Origin of the sequence: Halobacteriovorax sp. YZS-3-1 (genome assembly GCF_047084945.1) — a bacterium.
Taxonomy (GTDB): domain Bacteria; phylum Bdellovibrionota; class Bacteriovoracia; order Bacteriovoracales; family Bacteriovoracaceae; genus Halobacteriovorax_A; species Halobacteriovorax_A vibrionivorans.
The window spans coordinates 360,529-384,745 of the sequence record NZ_JBKIYI010000001.1 but is presented as its reverse complement, the minus strand read 5'-3'; the positions used below and the strand labels follow the sequence as shown (position 1 = coordinate 384,745).

The 24,217-nt window shown below is 38.5% G+C and carries 30 protein-coding genes; all 30 read right to left on the bottom strand.

Features of this window, described 5'->3' with window-relative positions:
* Window positions 1–12 precede the first annotated feature (12 nt).
* Complete coding sequence (gene rplO, locus ACMAZI_RS01980) at window positions 13–468, bottom strand: 50S ribosomal protein L15 (RefSeq protein ID WP_114705857.1); 456 nt, start codon at window positions 466–468, stop codon at window positions 13–15.
* 9 nt (window positions 469–477) lie between these two features.
* Window positions 478–660, bottom strand: a complete 183-nt coding sequence (gene rpmD, locus ACMAZI_RS01975) for a 50S ribosomal protein L30 (RefSeq protein ID WP_114705858.1) — start codon at window positions 658–660, stop codon at window positions 478–480.
* An 11-nt stretch (window positions 661–671) separates the two neighbouring features.
* Window positions 672–1,160, bottom strand: a complete 489-nt coding sequence (rpsE, locus tag ACMAZI_RS01970) for a 30S ribosomal protein S5 (RefSeq protein WP_233500243.1) — start codon at window positions 1,158–1,160, stop codon at window positions 672–674.
* Between the two features lie 111 nt (window positions 1,161–1,271).
* A complete protein-coding gene (gene rplR, locus ACMAZI_RS01965) occupies window positions 1,272–1,649 on the bottom strand; it encodes a 50S ribosomal protein L18 (RefSeq protein WP_412473896.1) in 378 nt (125 codons plus the stop codon).
* A gap of 55 nt (window positions 1,650–1,704) precedes the next feature.
* Window positions 1,705–2,241 (bottom strand): 50S ribosomal protein L6, encoded by a 537-nt coding sequence (gene rplF, locus ACMAZI_RS01960; RefSeq protein ID WP_114705861.1) that lies wholly within the window; start codon window positions 2,239–2,241, stop codon window positions 1,705–1,707.
* 13 nt (window positions 2,242–2,254) lie between these two features.
* Complete coding sequence (rpsH, locus tag ACMAZI_RS01955) at window positions 2,255–2,635, bottom strand: 30S ribosomal protein S8 (protein ID WP_334677875.1); 381 nt, start codon at window positions 2,633–2,635, stop codon at window positions 2,255–2,257.
* Between the two features lie 22 nt (window positions 2,636–2,657).
* Window positions 2,658–2,963, bottom strand: a complete 306-nt coding sequence (gene rpsN, locus ACMAZI_RS01950) for a 30S ribosomal protein S14 (RefSeq protein ID WP_114705863.1) — start codon at window positions 2,961–2,963, stop codon at window positions 2,658–2,660.
* Window positions 2,964–2,977: 14 nt separating this feature from the next.
* Window positions 2,978–3,517, bottom strand: coding sequence for a 50S ribosomal protein L5 (gene rplE, locus ACMAZI_RS01945; RefSeq protein ID WP_114705864.1), 540 nt, complete (start codon window positions 3,515–3,517; stop codon window positions 2,978–2,980).
* Between the two features lie 14 nt (window positions 3,518–3,531).
* Window positions 3,532–3,843, bottom strand: a complete 312-nt coding sequence (gene rplX, locus ACMAZI_RS01940) for a 50S ribosomal protein L24 (protein ID WP_114705865.1) — start codon at window positions 3,841–3,843, stop codon at window positions 3,532–3,534.
* A gap of 21 nt (window positions 3,844–3,864) precedes the next feature.
* On the bottom strand, window positions 3,865–4,233 hold the full coding sequence (rplN, locus tag ACMAZI_RS01935) for a 50S ribosomal protein L14 (protein WP_114705866.1): 369 nt from the start codon (window positions 4,231–4,233) through the stop codon (window positions 3,865–3,867).
* A gap of 31 nt (window positions 4,234–4,264) precedes the next feature.
* On the bottom strand, window positions 4,265–4,513 hold the full coding sequence (gene rpsQ, locus ACMAZI_RS01930; protein ID WP_114705867.1) for a 30S ribosomal protein S17: 249 nt from the start codon (window positions 4,511–4,513) through the stop codon (window positions 4,265–4,267).
* A 2-nt stretch (window positions 4,514–4,515) separates the two neighbouring features.
* On the bottom strand, window positions 4,516–4,713 hold the full coding sequence (rpmC, locus tag ACMAZI_RS01925; protein ID WP_114705868.1) for a 50S ribosomal protein L29: 198 nt from the start codon (window positions 4,711–4,713) through the stop codon (window positions 4,516–4,518).
* A gap of 15 nt (window positions 4,714–4,728) precedes the next feature.
* Window positions 4,729–5,148 (bottom strand): 50S ribosomal protein L16, encoded by a 420-nt coding sequence (gene rplP, locus ACMAZI_RS01920; RefSeq protein WP_114705869.1) that lies wholly within the window; start codon window positions 5,146–5,148, stop codon window positions 4,729–4,731.
* Window positions 5,149–5,187: 39 nt separating this feature from the next.
* Window positions 5,188–5,817, bottom strand: a complete 630-nt coding sequence (rpsC, locus tag ACMAZI_RS01915) for a 30S ribosomal protein S3 (RefSeq protein WP_114705870.1) — start codon at window positions 5,815–5,817, stop codon at window positions 5,188–5,190.
* Window positions 5,818–5,825: 8 nt separating this feature from the next.
* A complete protein-coding gene (gene rplV / locus ACMAZI_RS01910; protein WP_114705871.1) occupies window positions 5,826–6,161 on the bottom strand; it encodes a 50S ribosomal protein L22 in 336 nt (111 codons plus the stop codon).
* A 31-nt stretch (window positions 6,162–6,192) separates the two neighbouring features.
* Window positions 6,193–6,477 carry a 30S ribosomal protein S19 gene (rpsS, locus tag ACMAZI_RS01905; protein WP_114705872.1) on the bottom strand — a complete coding sequence of 95 codons (285 nt, stop codon included), beginning with the start codon at window positions 6,475–6,477 and terminating at the stop codon, window positions 6,193–6,195.
* A 12-nt stretch (window positions 6,478–6,489) separates the two neighbouring features.
* Entirely contained in the window at window positions 6,490–7,314 is an 825-nt protein-coding gene (gene rplB / locus ACMAZI_RS01900; RefSeq protein WP_114705873.1) for a 50S ribosomal protein L2, read from the bottom strand.
* A gap of 19 nt (window positions 7,315–7,333) precedes the next feature.
* Window positions 7,334–7,624: a 50S ribosomal protein L23 gene (gene rplW / locus ACMAZI_RS01895; protein ID WP_114705874.1), complete on the bottom strand. Its 291-nt coding sequence runs from the start codon at window positions 7,622–7,624 to the stop codon at window positions 7,334–7,336.
* A gap of 2 nt (window positions 7,625–7,626) precedes the next feature.
* Window positions 7,627–8,244 carry a 50S ribosomal protein L4 gene (rplD, locus tag ACMAZI_RS01890; RefSeq protein WP_114705875.1) on the bottom strand — a complete coding sequence of 206 codons (618 nt, stop codon included), beginning with the start codon at window positions 8,242–8,244 and terminating at the stop codon, window positions 7,627–7,629.
* Between the two features lie 21 nt (window positions 8,245–8,265).
* Window positions 8,266–8,955 carry a 50S ribosomal protein L3 gene (rplC, locus tag ACMAZI_RS01885; RefSeq protein ID WP_114705876.1) on the bottom strand — a complete coding sequence of 230 codons (690 nt, stop codon included), beginning with the start codon at window positions 8,953–8,955 and terminating at the stop codon, window positions 8,266–8,268.
* A 71-nt stretch (window positions 8,956–9,026) separates the two neighbouring features.
* Window positions 9,027–9,335, bottom strand: a complete 309-nt coding sequence (gene rpsJ, locus ACMAZI_RS01880; protein ID WP_114705877.1) for a 30S ribosomal protein S10 — start codon at window positions 9,333–9,335, stop codon at window positions 9,027–9,029.
* 166 nt (window positions 9,336–9,501) lie between these two features.
* The gene (tuf, locus tag ACMAZI_RS01875; protein ID WP_120405577.1) at window positions 9,502–10,692 is read right to left on the bottom strand and encodes an elongation factor Tu; all 1,191 of its coding nucleotides are present in this window, start codon (window positions 10,690–10,692) and stop codon (window positions 9,502–9,504) included.
* Window positions 10,693–10,733: 41 nt separating this feature from the next.
* Entirely contained in the window at window positions 10,734–12,809 is a 2,076-nt protein-coding gene (gene fusA, locus ACMAZI_RS01870; protein ID WP_120405578.1) for an elongation factor G, read from the bottom strand.
* Window positions 12,810–12,957: 148 nt separating this feature from the next.
* Window positions 12,958–13,428 carry a 30S ribosomal protein S7 gene (rpsG, locus tag ACMAZI_RS01865; protein WP_114705880.1) on the bottom strand — a complete coding sequence of 157 codons (471 nt, stop codon included), beginning with the start codon at window positions 13,426–13,428 and terminating at the stop codon, window positions 12,958–12,960.
* An 87-nt stretch (window positions 13,429–13,515) separates the two neighbouring features.
* Window positions 13,516–13,890 carry a 30S ribosomal protein S12 gene (gene rpsL, locus ACMAZI_RS01860; RefSeq protein WP_114705881.1) on the bottom strand — a complete coding sequence of 125 codons (375 nt, stop codon included), beginning with the start codon at window positions 13,888–13,890 and terminating at the stop codon, window positions 13,516–13,518.
* A gap of 105 nt (window positions 13,891–13,995) precedes the next feature.
* Window positions 13,996–18,114, bottom strand: coding sequence for a DNA-directed RNA polymerase subunit beta' (gene rpoC / locus ACMAZI_RS01855; RefSeq protein ID WP_120405579.1), 4,119 nt, complete (start codon window positions 18,112–18,114; stop codon window positions 13,996–13,998).
* Window positions 18,115–18,159: 45 nt separating this feature from the next.
* Window positions 18,160–22,287 carry a DNA-directed RNA polymerase subunit beta gene (gene rpoB, locus ACMAZI_RS01850; RefSeq protein WP_114705883.1) on the bottom strand — a complete coding sequence of 1,376 codons (4,128 nt, stop codon included), beginning with the start codon at window positions 22,285–22,287 and terminating at the stop codon, window positions 18,160–18,162.
* A gap of 168 nt (window positions 22,288–22,455) precedes the next feature.
* Window positions 22,456–22,824: a 50S ribosomal protein L7/L12 gene (rplL, locus tag ACMAZI_RS01845; RefSeq protein ID WP_114705884.1), complete on the bottom strand. Its 369-nt coding sequence runs from the start codon at window positions 22,822–22,824 to the stop codon at window positions 22,456–22,458.
* A 54-nt stretch (window positions 22,825–22,878) separates the two neighbouring features.
* Entirely contained in the window at window positions 22,879–23,409 is a 531-nt protein-coding gene (gene rplJ, locus ACMAZI_RS01840; protein ID WP_114705885.1) for a 50S ribosomal protein L10, read from the bottom strand.
* Between the two features lie 95 nt (window positions 23,410–23,504).
* A complete protein-coding gene (rplA, locus tag ACMAZI_RS01835; RefSeq protein WP_114705886.1) occupies window positions 23,505–24,212 on the bottom strand; it encodes a 50S ribosomal protein L1 in 708 nt (235 codons plus the stop codon).
* Window positions 24,213–24,217: the final 5 nt, after the last annotated feature.

Here is a 24,217-nt window from a genome sequence, read left to right as displayed (position 1 = left end):
AGACGATCCTTTTTATTTTGTTGCTATTTTTCCACCAGCTTTCTCGATTGCTTCTTGTGCACTCTTAGAAAACTTTTCAATATTAACAAAATTTAACGATTTTGAAAGCTCTCCGTTAGCAAGAATTTTCACAGGACGTCTTTTATCCGCACCCTTAAGAATACCCTTCTCAATTAAAGCTTCTTTTGTAACGTCTCCGCCATCAAATTTCGCTTCTAGAGTAGCTAGAGAAACTTCAGCATATACTGTTTTAAATGGAGCGTTAGAAAATCCTCTCTTTGGTAGACGCATGTATAATGGCATGTTCCCACCTTCGAAACCAGTTCTTACACCACCACCGGCACGAGCTTTTTGACCTTTATGACCTTTACCAGCTTGAGTACCTTGTCCTGAACCTTGTCCACGACCAATTCTCTTGATGTTCTTATGTGCACCCTTTGGGCTTTTTAAGTTATTTAAAGTTAACATATCTACCTCTTATTCCTGGATGTCTAAAAGGTGAATTACCTTTTTGATCATTCCTCTAACAGCTGATGTATTTTCTAAAGTCTTAGATGTACCTGTTTTTCTAAGTCCTAGACCTCTAACTGTAGCTTTTTGCTTTTCGTTGCACTTAATAGTACTTTTCTTCAATGTAACTGTAATTGTTTTCGCTGTCATATCAACCTCAATTAACCTTTAATTCTTAAGCCCTTAGCTTCTTTACCACGTACTCTTGCAACTTCTTCAACTGATCTTAGTTGTGCTAGAGCATCAAATGTCGCCTTAACGATATTGTGTGGGTTATTACCTCTAAGTGACTTAGTTAGAACGTCTTTAACACCTGCAAGCTCAAGAATTGAACGACATGCACCAGCAGCCTTAACCCCTGTACCTTCTGCGGCAGGCTTGAAAAGGATCTGACCAGCATCAAACTCACCCATAACTGTATGTGGGATTGTTCCACCATCAACAGGTACCGAAATCATACTTTTTTGAGCCGCTTGTGTTGCTTTTCTGATTGCTTCAGGAACTTCTTTTGCTTTCCCTAGACCAAAACCAACGCGACCTTTCTTATCACCAACGATCATTAGAGCACTAAAAGAAAATCTTCTACCACCCTTCATAACCTTTGCAACTCTGTTTACAGCAACAACTCTTTCCTCAAGCTCAACATCCATTCCGTTATTATTTTGACGTTTTTTAGATGGAGCTCTTTTAGAAGCTTTCTTCTTAGGTTCTGCTTTTACTGTTTTTTCAACGCTTTTATTTTCTTCAGACATCACTTACTCCTAAATTTGAATTCCATTTTCTCTAGCAGATTCAACAACAGCTTTAATTACACCGTGGTATTTAAGTCCGTTTCTGTCGAAAACAGCAGTTGAAATATTCTTAGCTTTTAAGTTTTCAGCAAGTTTAGCACCTACAAGTTGAGCACCTGCAACATTACACTTTCCTTCTACTGCGTTCTTACCATAAGTTTGAACACTGAAAAGAGTCTTGTTAGCTTCATCATCAATAACTTGTACAGTGATGTGCTTGTTTGTACGGTTTACAGATAGACGTGGTCTTTCTGCATTACCAACAACTTTTTTACGAATTGCAAGTTTTCTTCTAATTCTTCTAGCTGTACTTGCTTTACCAGCTTTACCATAAGGTTTTCTAATCATTTTAGTCTCCTCACCCTAGGCCCTAACCGCGGGCCATTCTCAGGCTACATATTTATTACTTACCGCCAGATTTACCAGCTTTTCTAACAATGTGCTCTTCAGCGTATTTAACACCTTTACCTTTATATGGCTCTGGTGGTCTGAATGAACGGATTTTTGCAGCAGCAAATCCAAGAAGCTCTTTATTTGGTCCAGTAAGTTCAATCTCATTCTTAGTTACTTTTGCAGCAACTGTTTCTGGAAGAACGTACTCGATTGGGTGAGAGTAACCAAGGTTAAGTGTCATTGTGTTTCCACTTACTGACGCCTTGTAACCAACACCGTTGAACTCAAGCTTTCTTGTAAAACCATCAGTAACACCTGTTACCATGTTAGAGATGATTTGTCTTGCTGTACCCCACATTGCACGAGACTTTTTTGACTCGTCAATTGGGTTTACTTTTACTTCGTTACCTTCATGTGAAAGAGTTACTAAATTATTAAAAGTATACTCTAGTTCACCTTTAGGCCCTTTAACCGATACTGTTGTACCGTTTATTGATACCTGAGTTTTCTCAGGAACTATTACCGGGTTTTTTCCTACACGTGACATTACTCGCTCCCTACTACCAAATATTACAGATTACTTCACCACCAACTTTTGTCGCTCTCGCTTCTCTATCAGAAATAATTCCTTTAGAAGTTGATAGGATTGAAGTACCTAGACCACTGATTACTCTAGAGATATCTTTATAACCACGGTACTGTCTTAGACCTGGCTTAGATACTCTTTGAAGACCAACAATAGCGTTATCTTTTAGTAGTACTTTAATTCTTATATCTGACTGGCTTTTTGCAATAATTTTGAATGAACGAATATATCCTTCGTCCTTCATAACTTTACAAACACCAGCTTTCATTTTTGATGCTGGGAACTCAACTCTATCGTGTCCAGCATTAATTGCATTTCTAATTCTTGTTAACATATCTGAAATAGGATCAGTCATCATAATCTCGTCTCCTCTACCATCACCAGCTTGACTTAGTTACACCTGGGATCATCCCTTTAAGTGCTAACTCTCTAAATTGAATTCTTGATAATCTGAACTTTCTATAGAAAGCACGTGGACGACCAGTCAGTTCACATCTATTTCTTACTCTAATTTGAGCTGAATTTCTTGGAAGCTTTTGAAGTCTGATCATCGCTTCAAATCTCTCTTCATCAGAAAGTTTTTCGTTGATGATAGCAGCCTTAAGTTCTTTTCTTAAAGCACCATATTTTTCAGCAAGCTTAGCTCTTTTCTTGTTACTTTCAATTTTCGCTTTTCTAGCCATTACTATATCCTCTATTACTTGTTGAAAGGCATACCAAAAAGGTTTAGTAGCTCTCTACCTTCTTCGTTGTTTCCAGCAGTTGTTACGATTGAGATTCCTAGACCTCTTACTTTATCAATTTGATCGTAAGAAATTTCTGGGAAAATAATCTGCTCTTTTAAACCTAAAGTATAATTACCCTGTCCATCGAAACCTTTAGAAGAAACACCTCTAAAGTCACGAACTCTTGGAAGAGTAATATTAACAAGTCTATCAAGGAATTCGTACATTCTCTCACCACGAAGAGTAACATTTGCACCTAGAGGCATACCTTCTCTAACTTTGAAACCTGCAACAGACTTTCTAGCCTTTGCAACAACTGGCTTTTGACCAGTAATAGTTCCAAGATCCTTAACAATCGACTGAACAACTTTAGAGTTAGTAACTGCGTCTCTTGTACAACAGTTAACCACTATCTTTTCTAGCTTAGGAATCTGGTTAACATTCTTATAACCAAACTTCTCAGTCATTTTATTTTTAATTTCATCATTATAAAGTTTTCTGAATCTACTCATATCTGCCTCTACCCTTAACTCAGTTCTGATCCACAAGAAACAGCGACTCTAACTTTCTTTCCATCTTTTTCTTCAAATCTTACTCTTGTAGCCTTTTTTGTTTTTGGGCTTACAACAGCAACATTAGAGATGTGAAGAGGCGCTTCGATATCAACGATACCGCCTGCTGGGTTCTCTTGAGTTGGTTTAATTGCTTTTTTTACTAGATTAACACCACCAACATAAACAACTTTGGTCTTGAAATTAATTTTCTTAACTTCACCAGTTTTGCCTCTGTCTTTTCCTGTTAAAACTACAACATTATCATTAACTTTTAGCTTTTGCATAACTTCCTCACTGAACCTTGATTATAGAACTTCCGGGGCCAAAGAACAGATCTTAGTGAAACTTCTGTTTCTTAATTCTCTAGCTACAGGACCAAAAATACGTGTCCCTACTGGTTCATTGTTATTATTTAGAATTACAACACTGTTCTTATCAAATCTGATGTAAGAACCATCTTCTCTTCTAATTGGGTACTTAGTTCTAACGATAACTGCTTTCTTAACGTCACCCTTTTTAATTTTTCCACCTGGAAGAGCTTGCTGAACTGCTACTACAATAATGTCACCAAGATTTGCGTTCATTCTTTTTGAACCACCAAGAACCTTGATACACTTTACTTCTCTAGCTCCAGAGTTATCAGCAACTTCTAACTTAGTTTGCATCTGAATCATTTCTAACTCCTAAAATAGGCTTATTAAGCCATTACTTATTTACCTTTAACAGTTCCCACTTTTTGAGTTTTGAATAAGGTTTACTTTCAATAATTGTTACATTGTCACCTAGACTTGCTTCAAAACTTTCGTTATGAGCATGGTATTTCTTAGTTTTTGTAACGAACTTACTGTATACAGGGTGCTTAAAACGTCTAGCAACGTTAACAACTACAGTTTTATCATTCTTTACAGAAACAACTACACCATCTAGCTTTCTTTTAAACGTTTTTGTACTCATGGTTATTCACCTTTAGCTTTCTTTGCTGTTAATAATTTAGCAATATTCTTTTTTGCAATTTTTAGCTGATGAGGCTTTTCGATTCCACTTGTCGCTTTTGACATGTTCATATCGAAGATAGCTCTTCTCATTTCAGTAACTTTTGCATCAATTTCTTTACCGCTTAAACCGCTTACTTCTTTATAATCTAACTTTTGCATAACTTCCTCTAACGATTAAAGTTCCTGTTGCTCTCTAGAAATGATTCTAGTTTTAACAGGCAGCTTGTACATAGCAAGCTTAAGTGCTTGTTTACTTAGCTCAGGATCAGTATGCTTAATTTCAAACATTACTCTTCCTGGTTTTACTACTGCAACCCAAGAATCTGGAGAACCTTTACCTTTCCCCATACGAACTTCAGCTGGCTTCTTAGTTAGGACTTTATCTGGAAAGATTTTGATCCAAACGTTACCACCTCTTTTGATCTTTCTTGTCATTGCAATACGGGCAGCTTCAATCTGACGGTTAGTTATATACCCACATGACAGGGCTTGTATAGCAAATTCGCCGAACGTGATAGTATTTCCACGGTTTGCTTTCCCTTTCATTCTTCCTTTCTGCTGCTTACGCCACTTTACTTTTTTTGGACTTAACATATTTACCTCAATAAATTCAATTCATTAACGAATTTCCAACTACTTGTAAATCTCACCCTTATAAACCCAAACTTTAACACCGATAATACCGTATGTTGTTTGTGCTTCAGCAGTGTTGTAATCAATATCTGCTCTAAGAGTGTGTAGAGGAACTTTTCTCTCTGTATAACCTTCTGCTCTTGCCATCTCAGCTCCGCCTAAACGACCTGCTGTTCTAACACGAATACCTTTAACACCAGCTCTGAATGCTGACTGCATAACTTTCTTCATTGCTCTTCTGAAAGCTACACGTTTCTCAAGCTGACCTGCGATATTCTCAGCAATTAACTTTGCTTCTGCATCTGGTCTTTTAACTTCTGCAATATTGAAGATTAGAGTCCCTTTAGTAAGTTTCTTAAGGTCGTTTCTAATTTTCTCAATTCCTGCACCTTTTTTACCAATTGCTACACCTGGCTTAGCTGTATAAACAGTAACCTTAACCTGGTTTGAAGTTCTTGATAACTCGATGTTAGCTACAGAAGCATTCTTCATGTTCTTTTCAATGTAGTTTCTAATTGCAAGATCTTCGTGAAGTGTTTCACCGTATTCTTGATCGTTAGCAAACCAATTTGAGTGCCATGACTTAATATAACCTAATCTAAAACCGTATGGATGTACTTTTTGTCCCATAATTTATCCTATGCTTCTTTTAGTTCAACTGTTATGTGACTAGTTCTTTTTCTAATTCTGAATGCGCGACCTTGAGCTCTTGGCTGGATACGCTTTAAAGTTGGACCTTCGTCCGCTTTAATGATTGAAACAACTAAGTTGTCTAAATCATATTTTTCAGAATCAGCTGCGATTGCTAATCCACTATTAATTAATTTTGTTAAAACAAGTGCAATTTCTTTCTTCTCTTGGAAACGTAAAATCTTTAACGCTTCAGAAGCTTTCTTCTTTCTAATTAGATCGCAAACCTGTCTTACTTTTCTTGGCGCGATACCAACTCTACTGTTTCTAACTGTAATGGCCATCTGACCTTCTCCTTATTCAACTGTAACTTAACTACTTTTTCTTGCCTTTCTTATCTGCACCGTGACCATAGTAAGTTCTTGTAAGTGCAAATTCACCTAACTTATGTCCGATCATATTGTCTGTAACATAAACTGGTATGAATTTCTTACCGTTGTGAACGGCAAATGTAAGTCCAATAAACTCAGGAACAATCGTTGATCTTCTAGACCATGTCTTGATCACTTTGTTACCTTTATTACCTTCTTCTTGCATTTGTAGAGCTTTTTTCATTAAGCTAATATCAACAAATGGTCCTTTTTTAAGTGAACGGGCCATATTAATCTCCTACTACTTTCTTCTCTTAACGATGAACTTATCAGTTCTCTTATTAGTTCTAGTCTTGTAACCCTTAGTTGGTGTTCCCCATGGTGAAATTGGATGACGTCCACCTGAAGTTCTACCTTCACCACCACCGTGTGGGTGATCAACTGGGTTCATAGCAACACCACGTACAGTTGGTCTAAATCCAAGCTTTCTCTTACGTCCAGCTTTACCAATGTTACGTTTTTCGTGATCTAGGTTACCTACCTGACCAATAGTTGCCATACATACTAATTCAACTTTTCTAAGCTCACCTGATGGCATTCTAAGAAGAGCAAACTTACCCTCTTTTGCCATGATTTGTACGTAAGAGCCTGCAGAACGTGCTAATTGACCACCAGCTCCTGGGTACATTTCAACGTTGTGTACAAGAGTACCAACTGGAATGTCCTTAAGCTTCTTAGCATTTCCTACTTTAATATCTGCATCTGCAGATGCGATAACTTTATCACCTACTTTAAGTCCAAGAGGAGCTAGGATGTAGCTCTTCTCACCATCGTGGTATGCGATAAGTGCGATATTACAAGTTCTGTTTGGATCATATGAGATCGCTTGAACTGTTGCAGGGATATCCATTTTGTTTCTTTTGAAGTCGATAATTCTATATCTTCTCTTAACTCCACCACCTCTGTGTCTAACAGTGATACGTCCAGAGTTATTTCTACCTGCAAAATTTTTCTTAACTGATGTTAGACCTTTAACCGGCTTTACATCTTTTGTTAACTCATCACTATTTAGGACTTGCATCTTTCTTAGTGAAGGAGTTGTTGGTTTAAATCTTTTAATACCCATAATTTCCTCAGCTAACTAGTTAAACACCTTTAAAAAATTCAATCTTTTGACCTTCCGCTAATTGAACGAAAGCCTTCTTGAATTTACTAGTCTTTTTTACACCTTTACCAGCTCTTTTAATTTTACCTGGAGTGATGTTTGTCTTTACATTTAATACTTTCACATCATAAAGCGCTTCAACTGCATTCTTAATTTGATGCTTGTTAGCTTTAAGATCTACAACAAAACCAAATCTGTTGTAGTTATCTGTAGCTACAGAAGTCTTTTCAGTGATAAGTGGTTTCTTTAATACATTTTCTAACGTCGCCATAATTACACCAACTTATTTAATAGGGTTTCTAATGCACTCTTTTCAATAACTAGGTTTTCGAATTTAACCGCTTCGTATACAGAGAAACCTTCAACGGCCATCCCTTTACCCCACTGTAAGTTCTTCACTGCTCTAAGAGCTGGTGAGTTTTTATCAGCAGTTACTACTAAAGCCGGTAGTAAACCTTTACCATTTAAAAGATTGTACATTTCTTTAGTTTTACCAGTTGATTCAATCGTATCTACTACTGTCAACTTTCCTGCTTGGAGTTTGTCAGCAAGAATAGATTGAATAGCAACCTTTGCCATTTTCTTATTAACTTTTTGAACGTAGCTTCTTGGGCTAGGACCGTGAACAGTTCCACCGCCTACCATAAGAGACGATCTAATAGAACCTTGACGTGCTCTACCTGTACCTTTTTGCTTGAATGGCTTAATACCACCACCGCTAACATCTGAACGACCTTTAACACAAGCATTACCTTGTCTTCTTCCCGCTAGAGTAGCTTTAACAACTTGGTGTACAGCCGCTACGTTAATATCTTCAGCAGTTAGACTTACGTTTGTAGTAAGCTTTCCCGCTTCTTCTAATTTTGCATTTAATACTGTTACATCACTCATAACTATTACCTCAGTCTACTATTACTTCTTAAGTGCTTTTGCAATTCTTACAAAACCGTTTTTAGAACCAGGAACTGATCCCTTAAGTAGCATGTATCCTTTATCTTGATTAACTTCAACAACCTTGATGTTTTGAATAGTTTTTGTCTCACTACCCATGTGACCAGGCATTCTTTTGTTCTTCCAAACTTTACCAGGAGTCGCTCTGTTACCGATCGAACCACCACGTCTGTGGAATTTCGAACCGTGAGTTGCAGGTCCACCTTTAAAGTTGTGTCTCTTCATTTGACCTTGGAAACCTTTACCTTTAGATGTTCCTGTTACGTCAACATATGTAGAAGCTTCAAATGACTCAACTGAAAGATCTTTACCTAAGTTAGCAGCATCTACACCTTGAGCTGTAACTTCTGCAAATCTTACAAAGTTATTCTCAACGTTAGCTGACTTAAGGTGACCCTTAGTTGCTTTATTAAGTAGTTTTTCTCTTTTTTCGTAGTAACCAACTTGGTAAGCTTCGTACCCATCTTTATCTAGAGTCTTAACTTGAGTTACTTTATTAGGAATAAGTTTGATTACTGTTACTGGAACGTGGTTACCAGCTTCATCAAAGATTCTTGTCATACCAGCTTTAACACCATAGATAGTATTAAGAGCTAGTGAACTAGATGATTCAGTAGCAGCTGTCTCAACTGCTTGAGTTTCTTCTGTCATTTTGCCTCCACAGCATCACTCTTCTCCAAGAGATGCATGCATGGTTAATAATAAAATTTTTTTAGTTTATACTAGTACTTGATTTCAACGTCAACACCAGCTGATAGATCTAATTTCATTAGGCTATCAACAGTCTGTTGAGTTGGATCAACAATATCAATTAGTCTCTTGTGTGTTCTCATTTCAAATTGCTCACGAGATTTTTTATCTTTGTGAGGTGATCTAAGAACAGTAAATTTATTAATTTCTGTTGGTAATGGGATTGGTCCCGCTACTCTAGCGCCTGTTTCTTTAGCTGTTTGAACGATCTCATCTACAGAGCTATCAAGAAGCTTGTGATCATATGCGCGCAATTTAATTCTTAACTTAGAAGCTTTCATACACATCCTATTAATCAATTTTAAAAGTTGAATTTGACTTTTATATGTTTTTTGGGCCTATTGTCAAATTATTTTTACGCTAGGCCATATATTTTTTACGCATCAACCAATTTTTCTCATAAAAAAAGGGTGGCCCTTAAGACCACCCTCTTTATATACAATAAAATTAGTCTAGAATTTCAGATACTGTACCAGCACCAATTGTTCTACCACCTTCACGGATCGCGAACTTAAGACCTTTTTCCATCGCAATTGGAGTAATTAAATCTACTGCGAATGAAGTATTGTCTCCTGGCATTACCATCTCAACTCCGTCTGCAAGTGTAATATCACCTGTTACGTCTGTTGTTCTGAAGTAAAATTGTGGTCTATAACCTTTGAAGATTGGAGTGTGACGTCCACCTTCATCTTTTGAAAGGATATATACTTCACAGTTGAACTTCGCGTGTGGAGTTACTGATCCTGGCTTAACTAGACACTGACCACGTAGTACTTCTTCACGCTTAACACCACGTAGAAGTAGACCAACGTTATCACCTGCACGACCTTCGTCAAGAAGCTTTCTGAACATCTCAACACCTGTTACAGTTGTCTTAGTTGTTTCTTTAATACCAACGATTTCGATCTCTTCGTTTACCTTGATTACACCTCTTTCAACACGTCCTGTACAAACTGTACCACGTCCTGAGATTGAGAATACATCTTCTACTGGCATTAGGAAGTCAAGATCTGTTGCTCTAGCTGGAGTTGGGATATACTCATCAACTTGTGCCATAAGCTCTAGTACTTTATCTTTACCAATTGCATCGTCTCTCATTTCAAGAGCTGCTAGTGCCGAACCAGCTACGATAGGAATATCGTCACCTGGGAAGTCGTAAGAAGAAAGAAGCTCTCTTACTTCCATTTCTACTAGCTCAAGTAGTTCTTCATCATCTACCTGGTCTACTTTATTTAAGAATACTACGATCGCTGGTACACCTACCTGACGTGCAAGAAGGATGTGCTCTCTTGTTTGTGGCATTGGCCCATCAGCCGCTGAACAAACTAAGATTGCTCCGTCCATTTGTGCTGCACCTGTAATCATGTTCTTTACATAGTCAGCGTGACCTGGACAGTCTACGTGTGCGTAGTGTCTTGTTGCTGTTTCATACTCAATGTGTGAAGTATTGATTGTAATACCTCTAGCTTTTTCTTCTGGTGCCGAATCGATTTCGTCGAATTTTCTTACGTCACCACCAAGTGCGTTCGCTAGTGTAATTGAAATTGCCGCTGTAAGAGTTGTCTTACCGTGGTCAACGTGCCCGATCGTACCAATGTTTACGTGGGGCTTACTTCTGTCAAAAGATTCTTTTGCCATTTTTTTACTCCTGCTTTTTGTTAAAAAAAATCTAAAGTGTTTTAGATGTATATTCCTCGTTTTTCAAGTATTTCTTTCGCCATTTTCATAGGAATTTCCTCATAACGATCAAAGTTCATCGTAAAGTTGGCCCTTCCCTGTGATTTCGAGCGTATATCTGTTGAGTAACCAAACATTTCAGATAAAGGAACTTCAGCATCAATCACTTCTTTATCTTGCTTTGCACTCATGGCGTGAATTTTTCCACGCTTTGTATTTATATCTGAAATAATATCCCCAGTGTAATCAGTTGGAGTTACTACTTCTAGGCTCATTTTAGGCTCAAGTAAAGACAATCCAGCATTACGACATGCTTCTCTAAATGCGTTTGAGGCTGCAATAGCATATGCAACTTCAGAGCCTTCTTCTTCATTAAAGTTTGCTGCGACTAATTTAGCCTTAATATTTATAAATGGATACCCAGCAAGTGCTCCCCCCATTGAAGTATCTTTGATACTTTTTTCAATAGCATTTAAGAAGTCTTGTGGTAGATCACGCTTAGTTAGATCTGTTTCAAATTGAACACCAGACTGATGATCCGTTGGCTCAACCTCAACAACAGCATGGCCATACACCATCTTTCCACCTTGCTCGCGGTTAAATGTATCTTCGGCCTTAGCCGTACCTGTAATACTCTCTCTATAAGAAACCTGAGGATCTCCTACTCGTATACCAACTTTAAATTCACGCTCAAGACGATCACAAATAATCTCTAAGTGAAGCTCGCCCATACCAAAAATTAGAAGCTGACCAGTTTCTTTATTATGTTGATAAGTAAACGAAGGATCTTCTAGCTTTAGCTGACTTAAAGAAGTCATTAACTTCTTTTCATCATTTGTCGTTTTAGGCTCAATGGCAACTGAGATTACAGACTCTGGAAATTCCATAAGGTCGAAAATAATTGTACGGTTTTCCGCACAAAGAGTTTCACCCGTTACAGTTTCTTTTAATCCCGAAATTGCAATAATATCACCAGCTTTTGCTTCTTGAAGCTCAGTTCTCTTAGCTGCATGCATTTGAAGAATTTTATTAACTCTTTCACGCTTACCTTTATGAGGATTATATACCTGTGCTCCCGCCTTAAGAGAACCTGAATAAATTCTGAAGAATGTTAAAGAACCAACAAATGGATCCGTTGCAATCTTAAATGCAATCCCTGAAAATGCATCTTCAGTATCTGGCCTTCTTACTTCTTCCTTATCATGATTCTTTCCATTCACACCTTTTACTTCACCACGATCAATTGGTGAAGGTAGGTAGTCGCGAACAGCATCGAGAAGTGGCTGGACTCCCTTGTTTTTAAAAGCAGAACCACAAAGAACTGCAACAAATTCGTGATTAATAACTGCATCACGAATAGACTTTGAAATTCTTTCAGCTGATATAGACTCACCAGACAGATAATCCTCTGCTAATTGGTCATCAAAGTCAGCTAAAGTTTCAATTAATTCCTCATGGGCCATTTGTGCATCATCTTGCATATCTTGTGGAATTTCTTCAACAACAACAGTTGAGCCCAAGTCTTCATCTTTAAAAAGAATGGCCTTCATATTTACAAGGTCAATAACACCTTTGAATGTATCTTCTGCACCAATTGGTAATTGAATTGCTGCTGCAGTTTTACCAAGCTTAGTTCTAATCTCTCCAAGACACATTTCAAAGTCAGCACCAACACGGTCCATCTTGTTAACAAATGCAATTCTTGGAACGCTATACTTATCAGCCTGGCCCCATACAGTCTCTGATTGTGGCTCTACACCGGCTACAGCATCAAATACACCAATTGCCCCATCAAGAACTCTAAGAGCTCTCTCAACCTCAATTGTGAAGTCTACGTGACCTGGAGTATCGATAATATTAATATTTGTCTTCTTCCACATACAAGTCGTAGCAGCGGAAGTAATTGTGATACCACGTTCTTGCTCCTGAACCATCCAGTCCATAGTCGCAGCACCATCATGCACTTCTCCAATCTTATGACTCTTACCCGTATAATAAAGAATACGCTCAGTAGTTGTCGTCTTTCCGGCATCAATATGCGCCATAATACCGATATTTCGAATATTTTCTAAACTCATAATAAGTCCTTAAAAATTTAATAAAATGCAGACATATAATTAACACAAACAAGGCAGTTTAGGTAGGAATAAAAAAGGGCCTCAATAGAGGCCCTTTATAGTTTATTATGAAATTTGCTTAATTTTATCTTGTTAGATTAATAACAGATTACCACTTAAGGTGAGCAAATGCTTTGTTAGCTTCTGCCATCTTGTAAGTGTCTTCACGCTTCTTAACAGCTCCACCTCTACCTTGAGAAGCGTCGATGATTTCGTCTGATAGTTTTTCAACCATAGTTCTACCACCACGAGCTCTTGCGTAATCTCTTAGCCATCTAAGTGCTAAAGATTGTCTTCTGTTATTTCTAACTTCAACTGGAATTTGGTAAGTTGCACCACCGATACGACGAGACTTAACCTCTACCGCTGGCTTAATGTTAGAAAGTGCTTTTTTGAATACTTTTAATGGCTCTTCACCAGTCTTTGACTCAACTCTTTGAAGTGCTCCATAAAAGATTTTTTCAGCAACTGACTTTTTCCCATCTTTCATAATTGCGTTTACACATTTTGCAACAACAACGTCTTGAAAAATTGGATCAGGTAGTACTTCTCTAGTCTGTGCTCTATTTTTTCTACTCATATTATTTCTCCTTCACCGGAAACAGATTTAACTGATCGATTACTCACCTCAGGCCATTACGCAATCGGTGTCAATTAGTTAACTAAATTACTTCTTAGGCTTTTTACAACCGTACTTAGATCTTCTCTGACCTCTTTTATCAACACCTTGGCAGTCTAATGTACCTCTAATAGTGTGATAACGAACCCCTGGAAGGTCTTTTACTCTACCACCACGAATCATAACGATCGAGTGTTCTTGTAGATTGTGTCCTTCACCACCAATGTATGAAGTAACTTCAAATCCACTTGTTAGTTTTACCCTACAAACCTTTCTCATCGCTGAGTTTGGTTTCTTAGGAGTAGTTGTATATACTCTTGTACATACACCGCGTCTTTGTGGACACGCTTTTAAGGCAGGTGATTTAGTTTTTTCAAACTTATCAGTTCTACCTTTTCTAATTAATTGGTTAATCGTAGGCATTTCCGCTCCTTAACTACAACAAATTTCAAAGATAAAATTAGGCTTTAGCCCATAATAAACTATAGAGGGATGGTGTAACACACCACCCCTCATATAAGCAAGTTTTTATAACATTAATGTAGAAGTTTCTTCAACTGAAGACTCTTCTTCAACAAATGCTTCATAATCACGGTACTTAGAGATACCAGAACCTGCTGGAATCAGGCGGCCCATAAGTACGTTTTCTTTAAGACCGCGAAGCATATCTTTCTTACCTTCAAGTGAAGCTTGAGTAAGAATCTTCGTTGTCTCTTGGAATGAAGCAGCTGATAAGAATGAATCAGTTGAAAGAGCTGCCTTAGTAATACCAAGTAGAACTGGTCTAGCTTGAGCTGGCTCATATCCATCAGCAACTAGTTCTTCGTTCGTAGTAAGTAATTCTGCTTTAGTTACAGAGTCACCAACAACAAATGTAGAGTCACCTGGATCAGTTACTTCAACTTTCTTAAGCATTTGAGAAACAATTACCTCGATGTGCTTATCATCAATATCAACACCCTGTAGGCGGTAAACAGCTTGAATTTCATCAACGATGTAACCAGCAAGTTCCTTGATACCTAAAACTCTTAGGATATCATGTGGGTTAGCTGGACCATCCATAATAGCTTCACCAGAACGGATGTAGTCACCTTCGTTAACTGTTACGTAACGACCCTTAGGGATTGTGTAAACAACTGGATCTGAACCATCTTCAGGTCTAATTAGAACTCTTCTAGAACCTCTAACCTCTGCACCAAACTCAATAGTACCTGTAACATCGGCAATTTGAGATGCATTAGTTGGCTTTCTAGCTTCGAAAAGTTCTGCAACCCTTGGAAGACCCCCTGTAATATCTTTTGTTTTCGTTGTTTCACGAGAAACTTTAGATAATACACCACCAATTTCAACTTCATCACCTTCAGTTACAGTAAGAGTTGCTCCTACTTGAAGACGGTATGTTGCTTGACGGTTTGTTCCAGGAACAATTACTGGGTTTCCATCAGCATCAAGAATAGAAATTCTTGGCTGTAGAGAAGGATCCTTAGTTTCCATTACAGTTCTTTGAGTTAGACCTGTTACTGCATCTGTTTGCTCTGCAATAGTTGCACCAACAACTAGGTCTTCAAATTTAACTGTACCAGCTACTTCTGTTAGAAGTGGAATCGCAAACGGGTCCCATTCAATCAGAGTATCCCCTACGTTTACTTCGTCACCTTCTTTGAAGTGTAACTTAGCACCGTAAGTTGCTGGATATTTTTCTTTTTCAACACCACGTGCATCTTTAATGATTAGCTCACCAGTCTTATTCATAATAAGAAGACCGTTTTGAGTTTCAGCAGTGATAACGTTGTTAAATACAACCTTACCAGACGTACGAACTGTTGTTTTATTTACTTGTGCACCAGCAGTTGCAGTACCACCAACGTGGAAAGTACGCATTGTAAGCTGTGTACCAGGTTCACCAATTGATTGAGCGGCAATAACTCCAACTGCTTCACCAACTGAAACCATTGTACCGCGAGCAAGGTCACGACCAAAACATGCAGCACAGAACCCATGTCTTTCGTTACAAGTCAGAACTGATCTAACTTTGATTTGGTCAACTTCATTTGCTTCTAGCATTTCAAGGTCTTTTTCAGTTAGTAAGTGACCTGATTGAAGAACTTCATTACCTTCAGCTGAGATAACTGGAGCTGCTGTTACACGGCCCATAGCTCTAGATGCTACGTGCTCAACAACTTCACCAGATTCAATACGTGAAGTAAGAGTAATTCCGTCAGTCGTACCACAGTCTTCATTTCTGATAATACCATCTTGAGCTACGTCAACTAGACGTCTCGTTAGGTAACCAGAGTTTGCTGTCTTTAGGGCAGTATCGGCTAGACCTTTACGTGCACCGTGCGTAGACGTGAAGTACTGAAGTGCCGATAAACCTTCACGGAAGTTTGAAGTAATTGGCGTTTCAATAATTTCACCTGATGGTTTGGCCATTAGACCCCTCATGGCAGCAAGCTGTCTCATCTGCTGAGCAGAACCCCTTGCACCTGAGTTTGCCATCATATATAGAGCGTTGAATGAAGGAGCGTATACTGGCTCTTCACCTTCTTTCTCAGATGTAAATTCATCAGTTGAAATTTTCTCAAGCATAACCTTAACAAGCTTTTCTGTTGTTTGTGACCAAACATCAACGACTTTGTTATATCTCTCACCGTTAGTGATTGAACCTTCGTTATACTCTTCAGTAATTGCGCTAACTTCATCGTGAGCTTCTTGTAGGATACCTTCTTTTTCAGATGGGATTTCCATATCAACAACGTTAATCGAAATACCTGCTTTCGTAGCGTTGCTGTAACCAAGCTGCATAAGACCATCAGCAAGAAGAACAGTATCTTTTTCAGATCCTCTTCTGTAAGCAAGGTCTAGAAGTTTAACTAGTTCTTTCTTCCCTAGGATAATGTTTACATCAGCGAAGTTTAAGCATGATGGAACAATATCGAATACGAAAGTACGACCAACAGTTGTTTCGTGAACAACACCATCGATACGAACTTTAATAGGTGCTTGAAGGTGTAGGTTACCTGAGTGGTAAGCAAACTGAGCTTCTTCTTTAGAAGAGAAAGTTTTCCCGTAACCACGAGCATATGGTCTCTCACGAGTCATGTAGTAAAGACCAAGAACGATATCCTGAGATGGAGTAATAATTGGAGAACCATCTTTTGGAGAAAGAATATTATTTGTCGACATTGCAAGAACACGACACTCAATTTGAGCTTCAAGTGATAGAGGAACGTGAACGGCCATCTGGTCACCATCGAAGTCGGCGTTGAATGCTGTACATACAAGAGGGTGAAGACGAATCGCTTTCCCTTCAATAAGTACTGGTTCGAAACCTTGGATACCAAGTCTGTGAAGAGTTGGTGCACGGTTAAGAAGTACTGGGTGTTCTTGTACAACTTCTTCAAGGATATTCCATACTTCTTCTTTTTGTTGCTCAACCATACGCTTAGCAACTTTAATCGTAGTACAGTGTCCTTTTTCAATTAGTTTGTTGTAGATAAATGGCTTGAAAAGCTCAAGTGCCATAAGTTTAGGTAAACCACACTGGTGAAGTCTTAAACTTGGACCAACAACAATTACAGAACGTCCTGAGTAGTCAACACGCTTACCAAGAAGGTTTTGACGGAAACGTCCTTGCTTACCTTTTAACATATCAGAAAGAGATCTTAGTGGACGCTTGTTAGCACCAGTAAATACTTTACCACGACGACCATTATCAAAAAGAGCATCTACTGCTTCTTGAAGCATTCTCTTTTCGTTTCTAATGATGATTTCAGGAGCATTAAGTTCTTTAAGTCTTCTTAGACGGTTGTTTCTGTTGATAACACGTCTGTATAGATCGTTAAGATCTGAAGTTGCAAAACGTCCAGCTTCAAGAGGAACTAGAGGTCTTAAGTCTGGTGGAAGAATTGGAACTACATCCATCATGAACCACTCAGGCTTGTTTTCAGACTTCATAAGAGATTCAACAACTCTTAATCTCTTAACGAACTTTGTTCTTGCCATTTCTGTTGTAGCATTAGCAAGACCACGTCTTAAGTTTTTGTTTTCTAAATCGATATCAAGCTTAGAAAGTAGTTCTTGAACAATCTCTCCACCCATACCAGCTTCAAAGTCAATTCCTTGATCTTTAAGTTCCCAGTATTGTTGTTCAGAGATAACACGACCTACATCTAGACCACCTTCAACACCATCAGTTGCTGAAGCAGTTACAATATAAGCTTCATAGTAAAGAACCTTTTCAAGTTCTTTAAGAGAAAGATTAAGTAGAGCGGCCATTCTTGAAGGAAGTGAACGTAGGAACCAAATGTGAGCAACAGGAGTTGCTAATTCGATATGTCCACATCTCTCACGACGTACTTTTGAAAGTGTAACTTCAACACCACACTTCTCACATACTACACCTCTGTGCTTCATTCTCTTATACTTACCACAGATACATTCGTAATCTTTTACTGGTCCGAAGATCTTTGCACAGAATAAACCATCTCTTTCAGGCTTATATGTTCTATAGTTAATAGTTTCTGGTTTTTTTACTTCACCAAATGACCACTCTCTGATTGTATCAGGAGAAGCAAGCTTGATAGATACACCCTCAACGCTTACTGGATCTTTTGGCTTATCAAAAAAGTTTAAAAGGTCTTTCATTTTTTATGCCCTCTTAATATATGGCAGGACTAAGCCTGCCATAAATTAACGAATAGATTCTTCAATTCTGTCTTCTTCAAGTTTAACGTCTAGACAAAGTGCCTGTAGCTCTCTGATTAGAACGTTGAACGATTCAGGAAGACCTGGTTCAAGTACTTGCTCACCTTTAACGATTGACTCATACATTCTAGTTCTACCGATAACATCATCAGATTTAACAGTTAAGAACTCTTGTAGTGTATAAGCAGCACCGTATGCTTCTAGTGCCCAAACTTCCATTTCCCCAAGTCTCTGACCACCAAACTGAGCCTTACCACCAAGTGGTTGCTGAGTTACAAGTGAGTAAGGACCTGTTGAACGTGCGTGAAGTTTTTCGTCTACAAGGTGGTGTAGTTTAAGCATATACATAACACCAACAGTAACGTCCTCAGCAAATGCATCACCAGTTTTACCATCAAACAGTGTAGTTTTACCGTGTGGTTCTAGGTCTGCAAGCTCAAGCATTTCTCTGATATCTGCTTCTGAAGCACCATCAAATACTTTAGTTGAGAAACGAACACCGCTAGTAAGCTTCTTAGCAAGTGCCATAACAACATCGTCTGAAGCTGACTTAAGCCACGCTTCAACCTCTGGAGTCTTATAGATTTTGTAAATGAAATCCTTGATCTCATGAACTTTCTGCTGTTCTTCAAGCATTACCTTGATTTTTTCACCAAGACCACGTCCGGCCCATCCAAGGTGAAGCTCAAGAAGCTGTCCGATATTCATACGAGAAGGTACCCCTAGTGGGTTAAGTACGATCTCAACAGGTGTTCCATCAGCAAGATATGGCATATCTTCACGAGGTACAACGTTTGAGATAACACCTTTGTTACCGTGACGACCGGCCATTTTATCACCTGGCTGAAGCTTACGCTTAATTGCAACGTAAACAGTAATCTTTTTGATTACACCTGGAGGAAGCTCATCACCTCTATGAAGTTTAGCAATTTCATCAGTAGTCTTAGCTCTAACTCTATTGATCTTGTTTCTAACATCTGCGAAATACTCAGATAGTTTTTCTTCAAGTTCAGCTTGTAGAGGTAAGTAACCAATTAGCTCAAATGGAATTGAAGCAAGTACTTCACCTGTGATCTCAGTTCCCTTAGAAAGAAGTTCTGCTGAACCATCTTCAGAAACAAGAACGTCAGTGATTTTTGCACCTTTAAGCATATCTGCAATTTTTAGAATTGCTGAAGTTTGAATTGCTTTAATTTCAATTCTTTCATCTCTTCTAAGAAGAGTTGTTTCTTGCTCAATGATATCCTTAGATCTTGCACAAAGCTCAACACCTTCACGAGTGTAAACTCTAGCATCAATTACTGTACCGTAAACAGATGAAGGAACTCTTAGTGATGTATCTTTAACGTCACCAGCTTTGTCACCGAAGATTGCTTTAAGAAGTTTTTCTTCAGGAGAAAGTTGAGTTTCACCCTTAGGAGTAATCTTACCTACAAGAATGTCACCTGGCTTAATGATTGCACCAACTCTAACGATCCCTGCTTCATCAAGGTCTTTTAGAGACTCTTCTGAAACGTTTGGAATATCGCGAGTGATTTCTTCTTTACCAAGTTTTGTATCACGAGCTTCAACTTCGAATGCTTCGATATGAACAGAAGTAAATACATCTTTTGCAAGAAGATCTTCTGAAATCAGGATCGAATCCTCGTAGTTGTAACCACCCCATGGCATGAATGCAACAAGAGGGTTTTGCCCAAGTGCTAGGTCACCATTGTCAGTACCAGGTCCGTCAGCTAGAACGTCACCTTTCTTAACAATGTCACCTTCAGTAACAAGAGCTTTTTGGTTATTACAAGTGTTCTGGTTAGTTCTTTGATATTTAACTAGTTTATAAATATCAACGCCAGATTCACCATCTTTAAAACTATCTCTTTGAATAACGATTCTGTTTGAATCAACAAAGATTACTCGACCATTGTCTTCAGCAACAAGAACGGCACCAGAGTCTCTAGCTACAATTCTTTCTGTTCCTGTACCAACGATTGGAGCTTCAGTCTTAACAACAGGCACTGCCTGTCTCATCATGTTCGATCCCATTAGGGCACGGTTGGCATCGTCGTGCTCAAGGAAAGGAATTAATGATGTTGCAACTGAAATCATCTGAGTTGGAGAAACGTCCATTAAGTTAACTTCTGCAGCGTCAACAAGCGTGAATTCACCTGAATCACGTGCAGCAACGTGCTCACCAACTAGCTTTCCATCTTTGATGTTATTTGCATCGATCTGAGCGATAACTTTACCTTCTTCTTGGAAGGCAGTGAAATACTCAACATCACCAATCTTTTGGTCTTCACCAATAGTTAGGTACGGAGTTTCAATGAAACCGTATTCAGAAACTTTTGCAAATGTTGCAAGAGAAGTGATTAGTCCAATGTTTGGTCCTTCAGGAGTCTCAACCGGACACATTCTTCCGTAGTGAGTAACGTGAACGTCACGAACTTCGAAAGATGCTCTTTCTCTCGTTAGACCACCTGGCCCAAGAGCTGAAAGACGACGCTTGTGAGTTACTTCTGAAAGTGGGTTCGTTTGATCCATAAACTGAGAAAGTTGTGATGAACCAAAGAATTCCTTAACGGCAGCAGCAACTGGCTTTTGGTTAACAAGGTCATATGGCATCATTGTATCAATTTCTTGAATTGCCATTCTCTCTTTAACCGCTCTTTCCATACGAACTAGACCAACTCTAAATTGGTTTTCAAGTAGTTCACCTACAGGTCTAACACGTCTGTTACCTAAGTGGTCGATATCATCTACACGACCCTTACCATTGTTAAGCTCAACAAGGTACTGGATTGTAGTGTTAATATCTTCTTTTGTTAAAACTGTATTCTCAACAGGAACATCAGTTTTAAACTTATAATTAATTTTCATACGACCAACGCGTGATAGGTCATATCTTTCTTCATTAAAGAAAAGACTTTCAAATAGAGCTTCTGCAGCTTCAACTGCCGGTGGCTCACCTGGTCTTAGTCTTTCAAAGATCTTAAGAAGAGCATCCTCTTTAGTATCTGTCTTATCTAGTAGAAGTGTGTTTCTGATTTGATCACCAAAGTTGATCATATCAATATAAAGACACTCAACTTCTTTAACACCAGCTGCTGTTAATTCTTGAATCTTAGCTTCTGAAAGAGCTTCGTTTGCAAGACAAATAACTTCACCTGTTTCTTCGTTAAAGATATCTTTGGCAACAACTTTACCAACTACTTCTTCTAAAGTTGCAGGAATTTCGTTTACTCCAGCTTCAGTAAGTCTTCTTACAGATGCTTTTGAGAACTTCTTCCCTTTTCTAACAATAGCTTTACCAGTTTTTGGATCAAGTACATCGTTTGTTGCACGAGTACCAGTCATAAGAGATAAGTCTAAAGTTCTAGTGAACTCACCATTCTTATCAAACTTAATCGTTTCCATGTTGTAGAACATATCAAGGATCTCTTCAGTACTATAACCAAGAGCCTTAAGAACTACTGTTGCATGTAATTTTCTTTTTCTATCAATTCTAGCGAATAGGATATTCTTGTGATCGAATTCGAAGTCTAGCCAAGAACCTCTATGAGGAATGATTCTAGCTGAGTAAAGAAGCTTACCACTTGAGTGCTTCTTACCACCATCGTGTTCGAATACGATACCAGGAGATCTGTGAAGCTGAGAAACAATAACCCTCTCAGTTCCGTTATATACAAAAGAACCAGTTTCGGCCATTAGAGGAATATTACCTAAGTAAACTTCCTGCTCTTTGATCGAAGATACAGTTCTCTGTTCGTTACCATCTTTGTCGACTGCTACATCATAGAATACTAGACGAACAACTACCTTAAGTGGAGCTTCATAAGAAAGTCCTCTTTGGCGACACTCTTTTACAGTGTACTTTGGCTCTTCAAGTGAGTAGCTAACAAACTCTAATGATACAGTTTTGTTAAAGTCATGGATTGGAAATACAGAATGAAAAACAGACTGCAGTCCCATTTCTTCTCTTTGAGAAGGAGGTACGTCCTTTTGAAGAAAGTCATCATAGGACTTCTTTTGTAGAAGCATGAGTGGAGGCGTCTCTAGCACCGATGGTGTAGAGGCAAAGTTTCTGCGAAACCACTCGTTTGGTCTAAAAACCTCAGTCATTATGGTTCTCCCGGGTTTTAATTGTTTAAACGTGCACGTTGTATATGTTTTTTTAGTTACTTAATAACTTTTTTTTTTGGTTTAATCAAACGCAAAAAAGGTGTGAAGATCGCTAAATCTCCACACCTGAATTTTTTAAATTTTTATGCGATGAGCAAGGGGCTTAAATTACTTAAGCTCAACCTTTGCACCAGCAGCTTCAAGTTTTTTCTTGATTTCTTCTGCTTCTTCTTTAGTAGCGCCTTCTTTAACAGTCTTAGGAGCACCTTCAACCATTTCTTTTGCTTCCTTAAGACCAAGACCAGTGATACCTCTAACTTCTTTAATAACGTTGATTTTCTTAGCACCTGCTTCAGCAAGTACAACGTCAAATTCAGTTTTTTCTTCTGCAGCACCTGCAGCACCTGCAGCACCAGCAACAGCTACTGGAGCAGCTGATACACCAAATTTTTCTTCAAGTTCTTTTACAAGTTCAGAAACTTCAAGAACAGTCATGCTAGAGATTTTTTCAATTAATTGTTCATTTGTAATAGACATATTTAACTCCTAAATTTTTAAAATAATTTCAACTATTAACTATTAACTTTTAAATTATTCTGCAGATTCTTCAGCTGCAGCTGGAGCAGCTTCACCGCCTGCTTCTTTTTGCTCTTTAATTGCATTAAGAACTCTAGCAAATGCTGAGATCGGTGCATTAAATGTTGCAAGAAGAGTACCAAGCATCTCATCACGAGATGGTAGGTCTGCAATTGCGTTTACTTCTGCTGGTGTTAGTGCTTTACCATCTAGTAAACCACCTCTAAGTTCTACTAATTCAAACTCTTTCCCACATTCCTTAAGTGCTTTTGCAACACCTGGAGCGTCTCCAAATGCGAAAGCAACTGCTTGTGTACCTTTTAGACCTGAAAGAAGTTCTTCCGCGTCTGTTCCGGCTGCAGCCTTTGAGAAAAGTGAGTTACGAGTAACAACTAGCGTTCCATCCGCATCGCGAACAGACTTTCTTAGAGCGTTGGCATCATTCGACGGTAGTCCAATAACGTTTGTTAGAAAGATAGCGTTTGCATCAGTGATCTTTTTATTAAGACCCTCGATGATAACGTCTTTCTCTGCTCTAGTTAACATCGTTTACCTCCTAAACTACTGGAGGGAGATTTCATGCAGGCTTTATGTGGCGTTAAACTTAATCAGCGGCCACACCGACAATCATCAACCCCTTATTATTTACTAGCTACTGCTGTAGCTTCTAGTGTGTCAATTCTAAGACCTGGTCCCATTGTCGTACTGATAGTCAGTGACTTAAGGTAAGTACCTTTTGCAGATGCAGGCTTAGCTTTAATAATTGCTGATACCATTGTATCAACGTTCTTTCTTAGGTCTTCAGTTGAGAATGAAGACTTACCAACTGGAACGTGGATGATACCATTCTTTTCAGTTCTGTATTCAACCTTACCAGCTTTTTGCTCTTTAACAGCATTTTCGATGTTTGGAGTAACAGTTCCTAATTTTGGGTTAGGCATAAGACCTCTTGGCCCTAGGATTCTTGCTACACGACCAAGTTTACCCATCATATCTGGTGATGCGATAACTCTATCGAAGTCTAGCCAACCACCAGCGATCTTAGCAACTAGGTCATCCCCACCTACATGATCAGCACCTGCTGCTTCAGCTTTAGCAACATTATCACCAGAAGTGATAACACATACCTTAACTGATTTACCTGTACCTGCTGGAAGAGCTAGTGCACCTCTAATCATTTGATCTGCGTGTCTTGGATCAACACCAAGTCTAAATGCTAGATCAACTGTTTCATCAAAGTTAGCAAACTTGATTTCTTTAGCTAGTGCGATAGCTTCGTCGATTGTATAAGTTTTTGTTGTATCCACTTTTGAAAGTGCTTCTGTATATTTTTTTGATTTCTTAGCCATTGTAC